Below are 14,692 nucleotides of genomic sequence, written 5' to 3'. Positions count from 1 at the left end.
GTCCGTTTTCGAGGGGAGAGAAACTGGAATGACAAACATCCTGATCGTGGAAGACGAGCTGCCCATCTCTCGGGTGCTGAAGGCGTACCTGGAAAAACATCAGTTCTGCGTCGAACAGGCGTTTAACGGGGACGAGGCCCAGCGCAAGTTCGATTCGTTCAATCCTGCCCTGGTGCTGCTCGACGTCATGCTGCCGGGCCGGAGCGGGTGGAGCATTTTAGAATACATACGGTCGAAAAGCTCTTGCCCCGTCATCATGCTGACGGCGCTCGGGCATATCGACAACAAGCTTACAGGGCTGAATCAGGGAGCGGATGACTACATCACCAAGCCGTTTATTGCCGACGAAGTCGTGGCCCGTGTCAAGGCGGTGCTGCGCCGCTCCAAGCAAATTATCGAGGGAGATCAGGTCAAGCAGTTCGGCAGCCTGAAAATCGACTTCAAGGCGTACACGGTTACGCTGCACGGCGTAGAGCTGGCGTTTACGCCAAAAGACTTGTCGCTGTTTTTGTTTCTCGCCCAGTACAAAAATCAGACGTTTACGCGGGAGCAACTGATCGAGCAAGTGTGGGGCATGGACTACGAGGGCAGCGACCGCGCCGTAGACCTGGCGATCAAGCGCATCCGCCGATCGCTGGAAAACTGGCCAGCGTCCGAAGGGGAAATCCGCACGTACCGTGGCTTGGGTTACAAGCTTTGCGTCTATGAGTGAGAAAAAGCGCATCTCCCTGTTTCGCTATTGGACGACGCGGTATTTAATCACGCTCTGCATCGGCCTGTTGGTCATCGGCATCGCGTCCAGCTACTGGATCAACTACAGCGAAAAGCAAAAACGGCTGGACTTCATGCGGCTGATGGCAGCCGAGGTGTCGGATCGGGTGGTTGACGCCAACGGGCGGGTCATCACGGCGCCTTTCCTGTTCCGCCTGCTCGACAGTCGCCAGGAGTCGCTGCGCGTCAATTACAAGCCGTTCATGGTCATTTTGGATGCCGATCATCGCGCGGTGTTTGGCGGGCCGGGGCCGTTCAGCTCCGAGTTGAGGCGGATGGCCCGTGATCTGGTGGCAACGGATGAGAGCATGTCGCAGGTAGAACTGGACCGGGGAGAAAAGCTGCTGTTTGTGAAAAAAAGCATCCAGGTCAACCAGCAAACGGTGGGCTGGGTCATGCTGTTTACGCCCATGCAGGATTTGACCCGCAGCACGACGGAGTTTCAGCTTTTGTTCACGATGCTGATAAGCCTTGGCCTGCTGGGCTGGCTGGTCATCTACTTGCTGACGAAAAAGCTGTCGACGCCGATCAAGGAAGTGGCAGACGCGGCCAAGCAGATCGTCATGGGCAATTACGACATTCATCTGGAAAAAGACAGGCGCGAGGATGAGATTTACGAGCTGATCCACTCGTTCAAGGAAATGGCGGATCGCCTGCGGCAACTGGAGCTGATGCGCACCGAGCTGTTGGCCGGAGTGACGCATGAGCTGAAAACGCCCGTCACGTCGATCAGCGGGCTGGTACAGGCGGTCAAGGACGACATCGTCGGCGGCGAGGAGGCCAAAGAGTTTTTGGAGATTTGCTCGAAGGAGACAGTCCGCCTGCAAAAAATGGTCGAGGACTTGCTCGACTTCAACTCTTTTGCCGTCGGCGACATCCGCATTCGCCGCGAACAGCAAAACATATACGAGCTGGTGCAGGAAATTACCCATCAGTGGCAGATCGTGCAGGAGGTAGAGCAGATTGAGCTGTCCATCGTCAAGCCGGAGGAGCCGATCATCGCGAGCACCGATCCGCTGCGCGTGCAGCAAATTTTGTACAACCTGTTAAACAACGCCGCGCAGGCGATGGACTCGGCCGGAAAGATCGTCGTGTCCCTGTCTCGCACGGGCGATGAAATTCGCATTGATGTCAAAGATACAGGCTCGGGCATCCCGGAAGCGGAGCAGCCGCTTATTTTCGAGCGCTTTTACCGGGGCGAGGAAAAGAAGCATCTCGTCCGCGGGCTCGGCCTTGGCCTGTCGTTCAGCAAAATGATCGCGCAGGCGCTGGGGGGCAAGCTGCTGCTGTCCGAAAGCAGCAGGGCAGGGAGTACGTTTACGTTGCTTTTGCGCGCCTAGCCACGAATTGTACGCAATCGACCAGACCAATTGGCTGGTCGATTTTTCGTACAGTTGCCCTCTATCGAACATGACCGAACATGAAGTGAAAAAGCTGCGGAACCAGCCGTGACGACATTTCACACCACTCCCTTCCATCTGACTTTTCCCTGACGCATTCGTTCCGTATATTGATCGCAACAGGGAAGACAAGCAGCTTCCCAGTCATTACGCAAATGGCAGGAGGATTTGGTGTGACGCAATCGGAGAAAAAGCGGACGTTGTTTTCGGGGGCGCGAAATAGCAAGAAAAAATGGATCATCGTCGGACTGGCTGTCGCGGTGATCGCAGGAGGGGGCGTGTTCGGCTACCGGACGCTTTTGACCCCGGAACGGGCACAGGCGGCGTATCAGGTCGTCACGGTGAAAAGGGGCGATGTTTCGGAAACCGTGCTGGCGTCCGGGACTGTGCAGGCTTCCAAGCGGTCCTCGCTCTCGTTTTCAGACGCAGAGGACGCCAAAGATGCCATCTCGACGATCCAGGTCAAAATCGGCGACCATGTAAAGGCTGGCCAGGTACTGGCTACGATGGATGATTCCGTCGCCAAAATCCAGGTGACCAACGCCCAGGCGAACCTTTTATCGGCACAAGCGAAGCTGGAGGATGCTCAAAAGCGCAAGAGCGCGGCGGAAATCAGCTCCCTGCAGGCGGCTGTCACCCAGGCGAAAAACGAGTTGGAGCTGGCGAAGCAAAATATCGACGGGCAAAAGGCGACGAACGACGTAGCCAAGGCGAAGGCGAATCTCGACAACGCCCAGAAGACGTTTGATTCGCAAAAGAAACTGTTTGAGGCGGGCGCGATCTCGCAGACCGAGTACGACAATGCGCAAGACGCTTTGGAGCAGGCGAAGCGGGATTACAATTCGGCTGTGCTGACGGCGGGGCAGACAAGCTCGCAGTCTGGCGTAAAGGTCGAGCAGGCACTCGCTTCCTATCAGACGGCACAGGAGGCGTTGAAAGAAGCGCAGGAAGGGCCGGATTCGGCGACGATTCTCGCGGCGAAGGCTGCGGTCGAGCAAGCGAAGGCCGAACTGCAAAAAGCGCAAAAGGCATTGAACGCCGTGACGCTGCGGGCGCCGATGGACGGCGTGATCGTCCAGTTGAACGGCAATGTCGGCGAAATTCCAGGCAATGATTTTATTATTATGGATAATTCCAACTCCGGCGAGCTAGAGGTGCTGGCCCAGATCAGCCAGAGCGACATCGGAAAAGTAAAAGAAGGCTTGCCCGTGTCGTTTACGACCAGCTCGTATCCGGATGAAACTTTTACGGGAAAAGTCAAGCTGATTTACCCGGAGGCGAAGACAGACTCCGGTGTCACGAGCTATGATGTGCTGCTCTCCGTCACCAACAAGGACAGCAAGCTGAAAATCGGGATGACGATGAACGTCACGATCGAGTTGGGAACGCACAAGGATGTGCTGTACGTACCGGCCTATGCTTTGCAGACGCAAAACGGCAAGGACGGCGTCTACCTGATGTCCGGAAGCGGAAACAGCGCCGGAGCCGAGAGCGGTGCGACCGAACAATCTGCAGCCGGGAAGTCCGAGGCCAAGCCGGAGGCGGGAGCAGAGCGGCAAGCGGGGCAGACGGGCGAGCGCACAAGCGCAAGAGAAGGCAGAATGGCTTCCATGCCGTACCAGTTCGTGCCGATCAAGATCGGATTTTTTGCGGCGGATCGCGTAGAAGTGCTGGAAGGTTTGAAGGAAGGGGACAGAGTCGTCGTTCCGATCAGCACAAGCACAAGCTCGTCGACGTCCAATCAGAACGGTGCCCGAATGGGAGGCGGAATGCCCGGCCTTGGCGGCTTCCCAGGTGGCGGAGGCGTCGTCCAGATGAGGGGACGATGAGAAGATGAGACCAGTCATACAAATTGAAGGGCTGAAAAAGCAGTATCAGATCGGCGACCAGGAAATTTTGGCCTTGCGCGGCGTCAGCCTGACGATTGAAGAGGGCGACTTCGTGGCGATCATGGGGCCGTCCGGCTCGGGCAAATCGTCGATGATGAACGTGATCGGCTGCCTCGACAAGCCGACGGCGGGAGAGTTTTACTTGGACGGCCACCCTGTTTCCGAGGCGCACGATGACGAGCTGGCGGAGATTCGCAACCAGAAAATCGGCTTTGTTTTTCAAAACTTCAATCTGCTCCCGCGCACGACAGCGGTGGAAAACGTGGAGCTGCCGCTGTTGTACGGCGGCACGCCCGCCAAAGAGCGCAGGGAGAGAGCGATCAGGGCGCTGACCAGCGTGGGGCTGGCCGAGCGGTTGAACAACAAGCCGAACGAGCTGTCGGGCGGCCAGCAGCAGCGGGTATCAATTGCCCGGGCGCTGGTCAACGATCCGGTCATTTTGCTGGCGGACGAGCCGACTGGCGCCCTCGATACGAAGACGAGCGAAGAGATCATGGGCATTTTTCAGCGGCTGAACGACGAAGGCAAAACCGTCATCCTCGTCACGCATGAGCCGGATATTGCCGAGTATGCCAAGCGGATTGTCCGTTTTCGCGACGGCCAGATCATCGCCAATGAAGTGGTAAAAGAGCGCAGAAGAGCGTGGGCAGAGGAAGTGAGAACATGAGCTTGATCGAGTGTGTACGCATTTCGTTTCGCAGCATCCGGGCAAACGGCTTGCGCTCCGTGCTCACGATGCTGGGGATTATCATCGGGGTCGCGGCCGTCATTGCGATGGTCGCCATCGGGGAAGGCACGTCTTCCTCTGTCGCCTCGCAGATCAACGGCCTGGGCAGCAACCTGCTGATCGTCTCGCCAGGACAAGCGACGCAAGGCCGGGTCAGCCTGGGAGCCGGGTCGCTGAATACGTTGACGCTGGCCGACGCAGAAGCGATCGCAGAAAAGGAATCGGTCGCGGGCGTCGCCCCGAGCGTCAACGGCCGTGCCCAGATCGTCTGGGGCAGCAACAACTATTCCAGCATGCTGGAGGGGACAACCGCCGATTTTTTGCGCGTGCGCAATGCAGAGGTGGCACAAGGCCGGTTTTTCACGAACTTCGAGGTGACGCGGCAGTTTAACGTCGCCGTCGTAGGGACGGAGGTCGTCAGCAACTTGTTCAAGGACACGACGACGAACCCGGTGGGGCAGACGGTGCAGATCAATCGCGTGCCGTTTACGATCATCGGCGTGCTGAAAAGCCAGGGCAGCTCCGGCATGACGAACAACGACGACAGGATTCTCATTCCGATTACGACCGCGATGAGCCGTCTGACAGGCGGCAAAAACGTCGGCACGATCTACGTCTCGGCTGCGTCCTCCGACACGATGGACGCGGCGCAGCAGGACATTCGCCAGACGCTGCGTGCCCAGCACAACCTGCGGCCGCAAGCGGCAGACGATTTTCGCATTACGTCCCAATCGGATATTCTCAGCACGGCGCAGGAAGTGTCCAGCTCGATGACGGCACTCTTGTCCGGCATTGCGGCGATCTCGCTGATCGTCGGGGGGATCGGGGTGATGAACATCATGCTCGTGTCCGTGACAGAGCGCACGCGCGAAATCGGGATTCGCAAGGCGATCGGGGCCAAGCGCCGGGATATTTTGCGCCAGTTTTTGATCGAGGCGGTTACGCTCAGCCTGATTGGCGGCATTTTGGGAATTGCCATCGGGGTAGGGGCCGCGCTCCTCATCAGCAAGCTCGGCTCGCTTGCGACCTCGATCAGCCTGACGCCGATTTTGTACGCGTTTTTGACCTCGTCTTTGGTTGGCGTGATCTTTGGCGTCTACCCGGCGCGCAAGGCAGCCCAACTGAAGCCGATCGACGCGCTTCGCTACGAATGAGTGTGTAATTTTTCCAATCGGGGCATACTAGCTGCGGTGAGGTGTTGGTGCTGATGGAAAAAAACGTCCAGTTTTCCGTACCGTGGCGAGAAGCGACACGCATCCTGAAAAGGTTGAAAGCGGGCAAATTGCGGTTTGTGGTCAGGCAGTACGCAGGGAAGACAGGGGTTGCCTTCGTCTTTCCCAGAGTGAGCGTCAGCCAGTACGTCTATTTGTACATCGTATTTGGGCCGAGAGCTGCTGACGTAATCGGCAAGGATACCAAGTAGGAATGAATCCCTGCTCGTGAAAACGGGGCAGGGATTTGCTTTTTTTCTGCTTTTCCGACCGTTTTTCCCATTATTTCGCTATAAAACAAAACCTGACACTTTTCGATAAGAGAGTTTCATAGTACAATTCCAATATGAACGAACTTGGGGAAGTTCGGGATGGCGGTACCCAAACTGTGCAGGAGGGCCGCCTCTTTTTTTCAAGCGGGTAAATCTGCGGGAATTTGGCAGCAGGAGAAGAAGCAGACTCGCAACGAAACACACAGCTTTTTGAATGGATAGAATAGGTACAATTACCTGAATATACAGCTAGATCTTGTAGGTTTGTAGATGTAGAATACTTCCGTACTACCTCTTCCCAGGAAACGATCCTGGGATTTTTTTGTTTGCCGCAAGACAGAGCAAAAACCACTCGGCGAACAGAGCGGGCCGGCCGTTTACGCAGACGGGATTTTCGGGGAAAAGCTGCCTTTCAGCAAGGCGTCAATCAACTGCTTCTGCGACAGCGAGATCGAGATGCCAGGATCGGGCAGATCAGCGTGAAAGCGGTTTTCCTTGTACAAATACCACATGGAGCCAGTCGGCTGCAGCAAGTAGAGCATAATGTTTTCCTCTCTCTGCCGCCCGATTCTGGCAATGTCGCGCAAGGAAGTAAAAAGCTCTCCCCACACGGGCAAATATGGTTTTGTTTTGGCTTGGATGATAGCGTGGACAAGCTGCTGCTTGGCGAGGGAAAGAAAGTCGGTTGCGTTGTTTTCCACAGAGGGCATGTCTCTTGCTCCTTTTTCAAAGACGGGCGAAACGCGATCGATTCGGCCAGCCTGAAGTGTGGATGTTGACGAATTTTGTCGAAACCAAGATTAAGTGTAAAATAGTCTCCAGCTCGTTGCAATAGGAGAGATGGCGGATGCTTGTTGACATTTGACGGTTTCAGCCGATTTAGATAGCATAGGGACAGCACATTTTACGAGAAATGAGAGACAGAGCGGGGAGTGGAAGCCATGGCACAAAAACAGCGGCTGCTGATTGATTATAGCGGCGGGCTCGATCAAGCATTGGCGCTCTGGTATGCGCTGCAATCGGCAAACGTTCAGGTGAGCGGCATCGTCGTTACCGACGCAGAGCCGCAGCGCGGCATCAGGCTGGCGCAAAAGCTGATCGAGCTGGTGCAGCCAAATGCAACAATTCCGGTAGTGGCAGGTGCGAGCCGGCCGCTTTTTCACAGAGAAACAGACGCGCAGGCAGGGGCTGCTGCGACCAGTGACGGCGTGTCATTTTTGTCCGAGCTGAGGCACGATTCGGCCAATCCGTACACGCTGGTGACGCTGGGGCGTTTGACGACAGTGGCGATGGCAATGGCGAGGAACCACGAATGGACATCAGCGCTTGAACGGCTGGTCGTGCGGGGCGGCGCGATTCGCGTGCCGGGAGACGTGACGTCGGTCGCGGAAGCCAATCTGCACGCGGACCCGGAAGCGGCGGCGTTCGTCCTGGCAGCACGGCTGCCGCTTCTGTTCGTTCCGTTGGACGCGACGGAATCGCTGTCGGCGGCGGAGGCGTACATAGACGAGTTGGCAAAGCGTGCGAAGGCGGCTGGGCTTGTGACAGCAGCAGAGGCAGAGGCTTTCTTTTCCGCGGAAAAAACAGCTTCTGCCGTTCACGCGCTGGCAGCGATTATGGCAGCCGAGTCCCCTGAGCGCATTTTTGTCGAGCAAATGAAGCTTGCGGTCGAGTGCCAGAGCGAATTGTCGCGCGGCGCCCTGCTCGCCGATCTGAGGGCGAAACCAAGCGTGGGCACAGACGCGGCCGTGTGCGTAGGCATCAAAGCCGGGGCTGTGCTCGCAGGACTGCAGCAACTGCCGGAGAAAGGGGATGGACGATCGTGAAAAAAGTCATTTTGGACGTGGATACGGGCATTGACGACGCGTTGGCGATCTCCTACGCTATTCACTCCCCGGCCCTGGAGGTATGCGGGATCACGACGACGTTTGGCAATATTACCGTCGAGGAAGCGACGAGAAATACGCTGCAAATGCTAGAGCTGCTGGGCGCAGCCGACATCCCTGTTTACCAGGGAGCGGCCCGTCCGATCGTCCGCGAGCTGACGGGCAAGGCACGGCTGTTCCACGGCGAAAACGGTCTGGGCAATGTCGTCCTGCCGCCGCCCGTGACAGCCGCACAGCCAGAGAGCGCCACGCAGTTTCTCATCTCCACAATCAAGGCGAATCCTGGCCAAATTACGCTCATCATGGTCGGAAGCATGACCAATCTCGCCCGGGCGATCATGGCGGCGCCGGAAATCGTCACGCTCATCGAGCAGGTCGTCGCGATGGGCGGAGCGGTCACCGTGCCGGGCAATCGCACGCCAGTGGCGGAGGCCAACATCTGCGCCGATCCGGAAGCGGCCGCTTTCGTCATGCAGTCAGGTATCCCGATGACACTGGTGGGGCTTGACGTGACGATGCAGACGCTGCTTACGCGCGAGCACCTGCGGGAATGGAGAGCGCGTGACACGCCTGTAAGCCGGGTGTTTGCCGATATGTGCGAGCTGTACATGGACGCTTACGCGACGGTAGGCAATGTGCGCGGCTGCGGCCTGCACGATCCGCTGGCGGTCGGCGTCGTGATTGACCCGACGTTTGTGAAGGCCGTCCCGATGCACGTCGAAGTCGACACTTCCGGGGGCGCAAGCGACGCGCGCACGATTGGCGACAGGCGGGCTCGTCCTGCCCAGGCTGCGAATGTACAAGTTTGCCTGAAGGTCGACCACGAGCGTTTTGTGCAGCATTTTTTGCGGCATGTCATGGGAAATTAAGGAGGAATCGTTATGTTGAAAGAGTTCAAAGAGTTTGCGTTAAAAGGAAATGTGCTCGATCTGGCCGTCGGGGTTGTCATCGGGGGAGCCTTCGGCAAAATCGTGACTTCTTTGGTCAACGACATTATTACGCCGTTAATCGGTCTGCTTTTGGGCAAAGTTGATTTTACGAATCTGTTCATCGCGCTGAACGGCGTTCATTACAATACGCTTGCGGAAGCAAAAAACGGCGGGGCTGCAACCCTGAACTACGGACTTTTCCTGAATTCTGTCATTGATTTTCTGATTATCGCGTTTTCTATCTTCATCGTCATCAAGCAGTTGAACCGCTTCAAGCGCAAGCAGGAAGTGGTCAAAGCGCCGGAAACGACGAAGGAATGCCCGCATTGCATCACGACCATTCCGATCAAGGCGACCCGCTGCCCGCATTGCACCTCCATGCTCGATACAAACGGAGCGGCGTTGGCGCACGAATAACTACAGACTTGAGCGTACAGAAGACGCAAAACGAAAAAGCAAGCCGACCAACTGGTGCGGCTTGCTTTTGTTTTTTTAACCAGGTTTGTACCGTGCGCGAAAAGGCGACTTGAACATGATTTCGCCCAGGAACAGCAGGCCGATGCACGCCGAGGCGACCAGGAGGGAGCAGTCGAAAGCTGTTTTGATGTTCCCCCAGCAGTTGCGCAGGCAGCGGGAGAGGATGTTCCATGAGGGGCCTGGCCCGCGCTTTTAAAGCGCTTTCTTTTTTAAACGAAAGGATTCACGTAAAAAGCGGGAGAGGACGCCGGGCAAAAAACCGGAGCATCTGTCGACTCTGCCGCTATTCCATGAAGCGGAAGCGATGCAAGGAAATAAACAGGCTGAGCAGCTTGTTCACTTGTTCACGACAGGCTCACCTTCGTTGCGGTTGCCCAGTTCCTCCAGCGCGGCGTCAATCGCGTCGGCGCTTTTGGTCAGCTCGCTTGCGGTCATGTTTGCCATCACGCCGTAGATTTCCAGCGGCAGTACGCTTTTGTTAGTCTGGTTGTCGGTCACGATGCACGCTCCCGAATACTTGTCCACTACTTTGGCGCAGTAGCACATCTCCGCACTGTCCTGTCCGACGACGACAAAGTAGGGGAGCGGAGCGGGCCAGGAGGTTGCCACGGCGCCGTGCTCGACGTACACGCCTTTAAACAAGCCGTTGACGACGTGGCGCTTGCCATCGGCATAGCGGCGAATGACGGACAGGTCCTTGGCAATCAGTTCGCCGTCTTTGAAGACGTACAGCGGGTTGATCTGCGACAAGCTGTCTGTCGAAACGATATCGGCAAAACGGCCTGGTGTCAAAGAGCCGATCTGATCGTCCATATGATACGCCTTGGCGGTATTGTAGGAAGCCATTTTATCGCCTTGATCGGACTGATGCCCATCTGGGCGCAAAGCGAAATGATCCAATCCATGTGGCCCAGCTTCCGCAAGCGTTCAATCGAAATATTGTCCGTGCAGAGCATGAAGTTTTCCGTCGGGAACTTGCGGTCGACGATGGAGCGCAACAGCGTCTGGATGACTTCGCTGCTGCCGACGCCGAACTTGATCTGCGTCGGGAAACCGTAGCGAATGCTTTTTTCGATGTCGTCGCCGTTCCAGACGTCGTGGTTGTTGGATACCCCGATCGCAGGCAAGTAGTTCAGCACCATGTCCGGCAGAGCGGTCAGGCCCCAGTGTCCGTTCATGAAGCCGCCTTTTGCCCGCACCCAGGCCGCTTTCTGGAAATCGTCCTCATCGCCTTTGCTGTAGGTGAAGTGCTCAAATTCGCCTAACCCGATGACCGGCTCCATCTCCAGCACTTCCTTGGTCACCCAAGCCGCCGTCTTTTTGCGGGGAGCAAAAGCGTACAGGCGGTAAGGCAGCTTGTCATAGTCGCGGAACAAGTTTTGCGCGGCGCGTACCCCGTCTTCGCCAGCCTCGCTGAGCAGGTCGAGACATTCGGCAAAAATCGTCGTAGTCCCGCACGGCACCATCGCTTCCGCAAGCGCTGTCGGGTGGGCGAGCTGGGATTCGAAGTGCAGGTGGGCATCGATCAAGCCGGGGATTGCATACAGCCCTTGCCCGTCAAACACTTCTTTGACCCGGATGACCGACTCGTCCGGATTGAGCGCGACGATTCGCTTGTCGTAAACGAGCAGGGAGCCGTGGTAGACGGTTTCTCCATGCACATCCAGAATATTCAGGTTTTTTAATAGCAGGTCGGCTTCCTTCTTGCCGTGCAAAATAGCGAAAATCGCACGGACTTGTTCAAGGTGGTTCGTTTCTGTTTGCTTCATGGCTTCAGTTCTTCCTTTCCTTGGGAAAAATTTATATAAGGAGAGCGAGTAAGCTCTGCACTTATCGAATGGAGAGGGTTAGTTAATCGTTTAACTAAATGCGTTTGCGAAACGTATGTAGCATGGAGCAAAACATTCAGTTAAACGTTTAACTCAACCAGCAAAAAAACATGTGGGAAAGCTTGTCGGCAGAGGAAAACGGTTGTAGTTAAACGTTTAACTAAAAGGGGAAACGAAAGCTCAAAAGACGCGAAGTCTTTTTTGCGCAGATGAAGAGTGTACAAGAAAGGGCAACCAAGGCTGAGCCAAGCCCGTGGCGCAGCCAGGTTTTCGAACGGCCGGCTATTCTTTTGAAAAAGTCAGGCGGAGTTGCGCACGACGATGAACGGCTCCAGTATGGTGACGGGTTCGAACTCTTCTTTGCGAATCTGGCTTAAAATGATCTCGGCGCTTTTGACCCCGAGCTCGCGGTTGTGCAAGTCCACGCAAGTCAGCTCGGGCGTAGAGATTTCCGACATCAAGGAGTTGCCCAGACTCAGCACCGCCATGTCTTCGGGAATCCGGATGTTTGCCTGCACCAATGCTTTTGTCAGACAGACGGCACTTAGCTCGTTCAGGACGAAGACGCCGTCAATGTTGTGTTGCAACAGGGCCGGGATGCAGTCTTTTGCCAGGTCCATGCTATCGGCCATTTCCAGCAGCAACGGTTTTTCCGCGCTTCCGGTCGCCTGGCGGTACCCGTCGAGAAAATAAGGGAGCAGATGGTCGGGCAATTGCTTGTGGACGAAGGCGAGCCGCCGCTTTCCGCTGGAGCGCAAATACTCGGTGCCTAGACGGCTGGCCTTGACCAAGTCCGGGTACAGCAGCGGAAATCCGGCGAACGGAATGCAGCGATTGGCGTAGACGACGGGAATATTCCAGTCGAGGACGCTCTGGATACTTTGCTGGAAGGACATGTCCGAAAACAGGCCGATGAAGATGATTTTGCCAACGCTTGGTTAAACGTATCAGTTAATCAATTAACTTCTGTTGAGAGAATCGTAGCATTCTGCTCATTTTTTGCCCGCAACCCGCAAAAAGAAAAGATAGAGAATCAGAGGCGATCTGAAAGCCCTATCCGCAGCGTTTTCTGCCGTATTCGTCAAACGTTTTTCTTTTTGCGCTTCCCCCGGTTTTTGTACTGAAAATGCAGCCGCTTGATGGTGCGGAAGTATGTTTTGTCCTTGAGCTTCGCAAACAGGGCGTGAGAAGGGAAGTCGTAGTTGACCTCGATGATCGAGAGCTGGCCCGCTTTGTCGATGGCGAAATCAACCCCGATTTGCGCGCTGTGGCGGTATTTGTTGAAATGGGCGCAGACGCGGTGGCTGACGCGGATCAACCGGGAGACGACCTCCTTGATTTTTTCCGGCGCGACCGCTTGCGACTTGGACAAGGCGTGAGGGACTGTGACGGCGTAGCCGCCTCCGCGGGCGACGTTCGTGATGACGCTGTCAGCTCCGGCTACTTTTGCCAGCATCCCGGCATATTGCCATTTCCCGAGGCCGTTGCGCATCATCATGACGCGAATGTCGTACGGGCGGCCGTTCAGCTCAGCCAAATCCAGCCCTTTTTGGATGATGTAGTTTTTTTCGGTACACTGGCGGGCAAGCTGCTGCTTCAGCTCCGCCAGCGAGGCAACCCGGACAGGCTCGCCACGCTCTTTTACAAACTGGTAGCCGTCCGCCGTTTGCAAGACGCGCATGATGCCTTTGCCCATGTGGGTTCGCGTCGGCTTGATGTAGACGGTCGTGTACTTCGCAAGATAAGGTTCCAACAGAGCGGGCTGGTACAAGTCTGTAGGGGGCAAATACGGACGAATGTGCGGGCTTTTGGAAAAAAACTGATGAAGGCTCCATTTGGAGGAGGAGATCAAGTTAGACACCTCGCCTTTTTGCAAAGATCAAAGTTCCATTCTTGCTAACATATACAGCAAAATGGAAAAAAGTGAGCAGGAGTTGGGCAATTGCGGGGAAAATATGTTCTAGGAAAAGCAAATGCGAACGGAAACGGAGAACGAGATGAGACGATACCAACCAGTCCAGCCGCCGATCTTGCAAGGGACGGGCTCCGACGACCAGTACAGCTATCGCGAATACTTGCCCAGCAAAAGCCTGGCGAATTACGTGGCCTGCTATTGGACTTCGCAGTTCCACGGCCACGGGCAGAGCACGCCGCTTTTGCACAGAGTCATCCCGGACGGCTGCGTCGACATCATTTTCGATCTGGGAGCGAGATCGTTCGGGCGCGGCGCGTTTGTCACCGGACTGATGACCGCCTATGAACTCATGCCGCTGGTAGAGCCGCAGGCGATGTTCGGCATCCGTTTTTTCGTGGAGGAGGCCGACCGTTTTTTCCGCTTTCCGGTGGCGGAGGTCAGCGCTGCGCACGTTTTGCTGGAGGACCTCTGGGGGAGCGAGGCGCTGTGGGCGATGGAAGGAATGCTGGACGCGGCGGACACGGCCCAGCGGATTGCCTGGGCGGAGCGGCTGCTGATGCAGAGCCTGAACCGCGACGGGATGCGGCAAAATGCGCTCTTGTTGACCTGTATGCAGCATCTGTACGAGCATCAGGGGAATCTGTCGGTTGCGGCGCTGGCGGAAAAAGTGTGCTACAGCGAACGAAATGTGCGCCGGATGTTCCAGCAGGCGCTCGGCATCGGGCCGAAGGAGCTGTCCCGCATCATCCAGTTTCAGAGCTTGCTGCAACTGCTCGCCAAAGGGCAGGCTGCTTCCTTTGCAGACGCGGCCGTACAATGCGGCTACTACGACCAGTCGCACGTCATCAAAAGCTTTCGCGCCTACTACGGCGAGACGACGGGCGGAATTTTCGCCGTGCGCGGAGCGCGGGCGCAGCCGGGTGAAGTTGTCCGTTTTTTACAGATTTTCCGAACGAGAAAGCCCGCTACGGTGCGATAGCACCCCCTTTAGGGGCGGGATGAGAGTGAGGTCAAAATACGGAGTACCACGAATAAACCGAAGGTTTGTGGTACTTCAAGTATTTGAAAATTCCACTCTTTTTTGTTGTTCATATGTTGTAGTATATAAAGAAAACTGATACAATAGGTGTATGAACGAATACAGAAGAACAAGCACAACCCTTTCATTATTAAACTACCATTTTGTGTTCTGCCCTCGGTACAGAAGAAAGATTTTTCTGCAAGCAGATGTAGAACAACGCTTCAAAGAGTTGGTACATGAAGGATGTGAGGAACTGCAAATTGTGATTGTTGCTCTTGAATGCCACAAAGACCATACGCATATGTTCCTCAACGCACTCCCATCATTAAGCCGATATGTCGAAGAACAGAAAACAAGGGGGTGAA

The 14,692-nt window shown here is 55.9% G+C and carries 16 protein-coding genes and 1 pseudogene; 12 read left to right on the top strand and 5 right to left on the bottom strand.

The window, feature by feature from the left end; genetic code table 11:
• Window positions 1-28 precede the first annotated feature (28 nt).
• The 6 genes from M655_RS20195 (at window position 29) to M655_RS20170 (ending at window position 6,210) form a co-directional block, all read left to right on the top strand.
• Window positions 29-712, top strand: coding sequence for a response regulator transcription factor (locus M655_RS20195; protein WP_005834480.1), 684 nt, complete (start codon window positions 29-31; stop codon window positions 710-712).
• Window positions 705-2,111, top strand: a complete 1,407-nt coding sequence (locus M655_RS20190; protein ID WP_005834478.1) for a HAMP domain-containing sensor histidine kinase — start codon at window positions 705-707, stop codon at window positions 2,109-2,111. Before M655_RS20195 ends, M655_RS20190 begins: the two co-directional genes overlap by 8 nt.
• Before the next feature lie 233 nt (window positions 2,112-2,344).
• Complete coding sequence (locus tag M655_RS20185) at window positions 2,345-4,000, top strand: efflux RND transporter periplasmic adaptor subunit (protein WP_005834477.1); 1,656 nt, start codon at window positions 2,345-2,347, stop codon at window positions 3,998-4,000.
• A 4-nt stretch (window positions 4,001-4,004) separates the two neighbouring features.
• Complete coding sequence (locus M655_RS20180; protein WP_025843988.1) at window positions 4,005-4,727, top strand: ABC transporter ATP-binding protein; 723 nt, start codon at window positions 4,005-4,007, stop codon at window positions 4,725-4,727.
• Window positions 4,724-5,941 (top strand): ABC transporter permease, encoded by a 1,218-nt coding sequence (locus tag M655_RS20175; protein WP_005834474.1) that lies wholly within the window; start codon window positions 4,724-4,726, stop codon window positions 5,939-5,941. Before M655_RS20180 ends, M655_RS20175 begins: the two co-directional genes overlap by 4 nt.
• Window positions 5,942-5,994: 53 nt before the next feature.
• Window positions 5,995-6,210 (top strand): hypothetical protein, encoded by a 216-nt coding sequence (locus M655_RS20170; protein ID WP_005834472.1) that lies wholly within the window; start codon window positions 5,995-5,997, stop codon window positions 6,208-6,210.
• A 437-nt stretch (window positions 6,211-6,647) separates the two neighbouring features.
• On the opposite strand, the gene M655_RS20165 is transcribed toward M655_RS20170, so the two are convergent.
• Complete coding sequence (locus tag M655_RS20165) at window positions 6,648-6,980, bottom strand: hypothetical protein (RefSeq protein ID WP_005834470.1); 333 nt, start codon at window positions 6,978-6,980, stop codon at window positions 6,648-6,650.
• A gap of 231 nt (window positions 6,981-7,211) precedes the next feature.
• Here M655_RS20165 and M655_RS20160 point away from each other — a divergent pair, with 231 nt between their 5' ends.
• From M655_RS20160 to M655_RS20145, 4 genes are all read left to right on the top strand, one after another.
• Window positions 7,212-8,096: a nucleoside hydrolase gene (locus M655_RS20160; RefSeq protein ID WP_005834468.1), complete on the top strand. Its 885-nt coding sequence runs from the start codon at window positions 7,212-7,214 to the stop codon at window positions 8,094-8,096.
• Window positions 8,093-9,025 carry a nucleoside hydrolase gene (locus M655_RS20155; RefSeq protein WP_007786210.1) on the top strand — a complete coding sequence of 311 codons (933 nt, stop codon included), beginning with the start codon at window positions 8,093-8,095 and terminating at the stop codon, window positions 9,023-9,025. Before M655_RS20160 ends, M655_RS20155 begins: the two co-directional genes overlap by 4 nt.
• Before the next feature lie 12 nt (window positions 9,026-9,037).
• On the top strand, window positions 9,038-9,502 hold the full coding sequence (gene mscL / locus M655_RS20150) for a large conductance mechanosensitive channel protein MscL (RefSeq protein WP_005834464.1): 465 nt from the start codon (window positions 9,038-9,040) through the stop codon (window positions 9,500-9,502).
• Between the two features lie 115 nt (window positions 9,503-9,617).
• A complete protein-coding gene (locus M655_RS20145; protein ID WP_165329005.1) occupies window positions 9,618-9,758 on the top strand; it encodes a hypothetical protein in 141 nt (46 codons plus the stop codon).
• A gap of 140 nt (window positions 9,759-9,898) precedes the next feature.
• On the opposite strand, the gene M655_RS20140 is transcribed toward M655_RS20145, so the two are convergent.
• The 4 genes from M655_RS20140 to M655_RS20125 all read right to left on the bottom strand — a co-directional run bounded on the left by M655_RS20140 (window position 9,899) and on the right by M655_RS20125 (window position 13,243).
• On the bottom strand, window positions 9,899-10,375 hold the full coding sequence (locus M655_RS20140; RefSeq protein WP_051353925.1) for an adenine deaminase C-terminal domain-containing protein: 477 nt from the start codon (window positions 10,373-10,375) through the stop codon (window positions 9,899-9,901).
• Window positions 10,351-11,331, bottom strand: a complete 981-nt coding sequence (locus tag M655_RS20135) for an adenine deaminase (RefSeq protein ID WP_007786216.1) — start codon at window positions 11,329-11,331, stop codon at window positions 10,351-10,353. The genes M655_RS20140 and M655_RS20135 overlap by 25 nt, the downstream gene beginning before the upstream one ends.
• Before the next feature lie 359 nt (window positions 11,332-11,690).
• Window positions 11,691-12,287, bottom strand: coding sequence for a substrate-binding domain-containing protein (locus M655_RS20130; RefSeq protein WP_026557721.1), 597 nt, complete (start codon window positions 12,285-12,287; stop codon window positions 11,691-11,693).
• Window positions 12,288-12,472: 185 nt separating this feature from the next.
• The gene (locus tag M655_RS20125; RefSeq protein WP_007786219.1) at window positions 12,473-13,243 is read right to left on the bottom strand and encodes a YheC/YheD family protein; all 771 of its coding nucleotides are present in this window, start codon (window positions 13,241-13,243) and stop codon (window positions 12,473-12,475) included.
• 145 nt (window positions 13,244-13,388) lie between these two features.
• On the opposite strand from M655_RS20125, the gene M655_RS20120 reads away from it, so the two are divergent.
• Both M655_RS20120 and tnpA read left to right on the top strand, forming a co-directional pair.
• Window positions 13,389-14,285 (top strand): DUF6597 domain-containing transcriptional factor, encoded by an 897-nt coding sequence (locus M655_RS20120; RefSeq protein ID WP_286085872.1) that lies wholly within the window; start codon window positions 13,389-13,391, stop codon window positions 14,283-14,285.
• 151 nt (window positions 14,286-14,436) lie between these two features.
• Window positions 14,437-14,688: pseudogene (gene tnpA, locus M655_RS20115) on the top strand (IS200/IS605 family transposase); the annotation flags it as partial.
• Between the last annotated feature and the right edge of the window lie 4 nt (window positions 14,689-14,692).

The organism is Brevibacillus sp. NSP2.1, assembly GCF_000470975.2.
GTDB classification, from domain to species: domain Bacteria; phylum Bacillota; class Bacilli; order Brevibacillales; family Brevibacillaceae; genus Brevibacillus; species Brevibacillus agri.
Note: the sequence above shows the minus strand (reverse complement) of the source record. Positions and strands in the feature narration are given on the sequence as shown.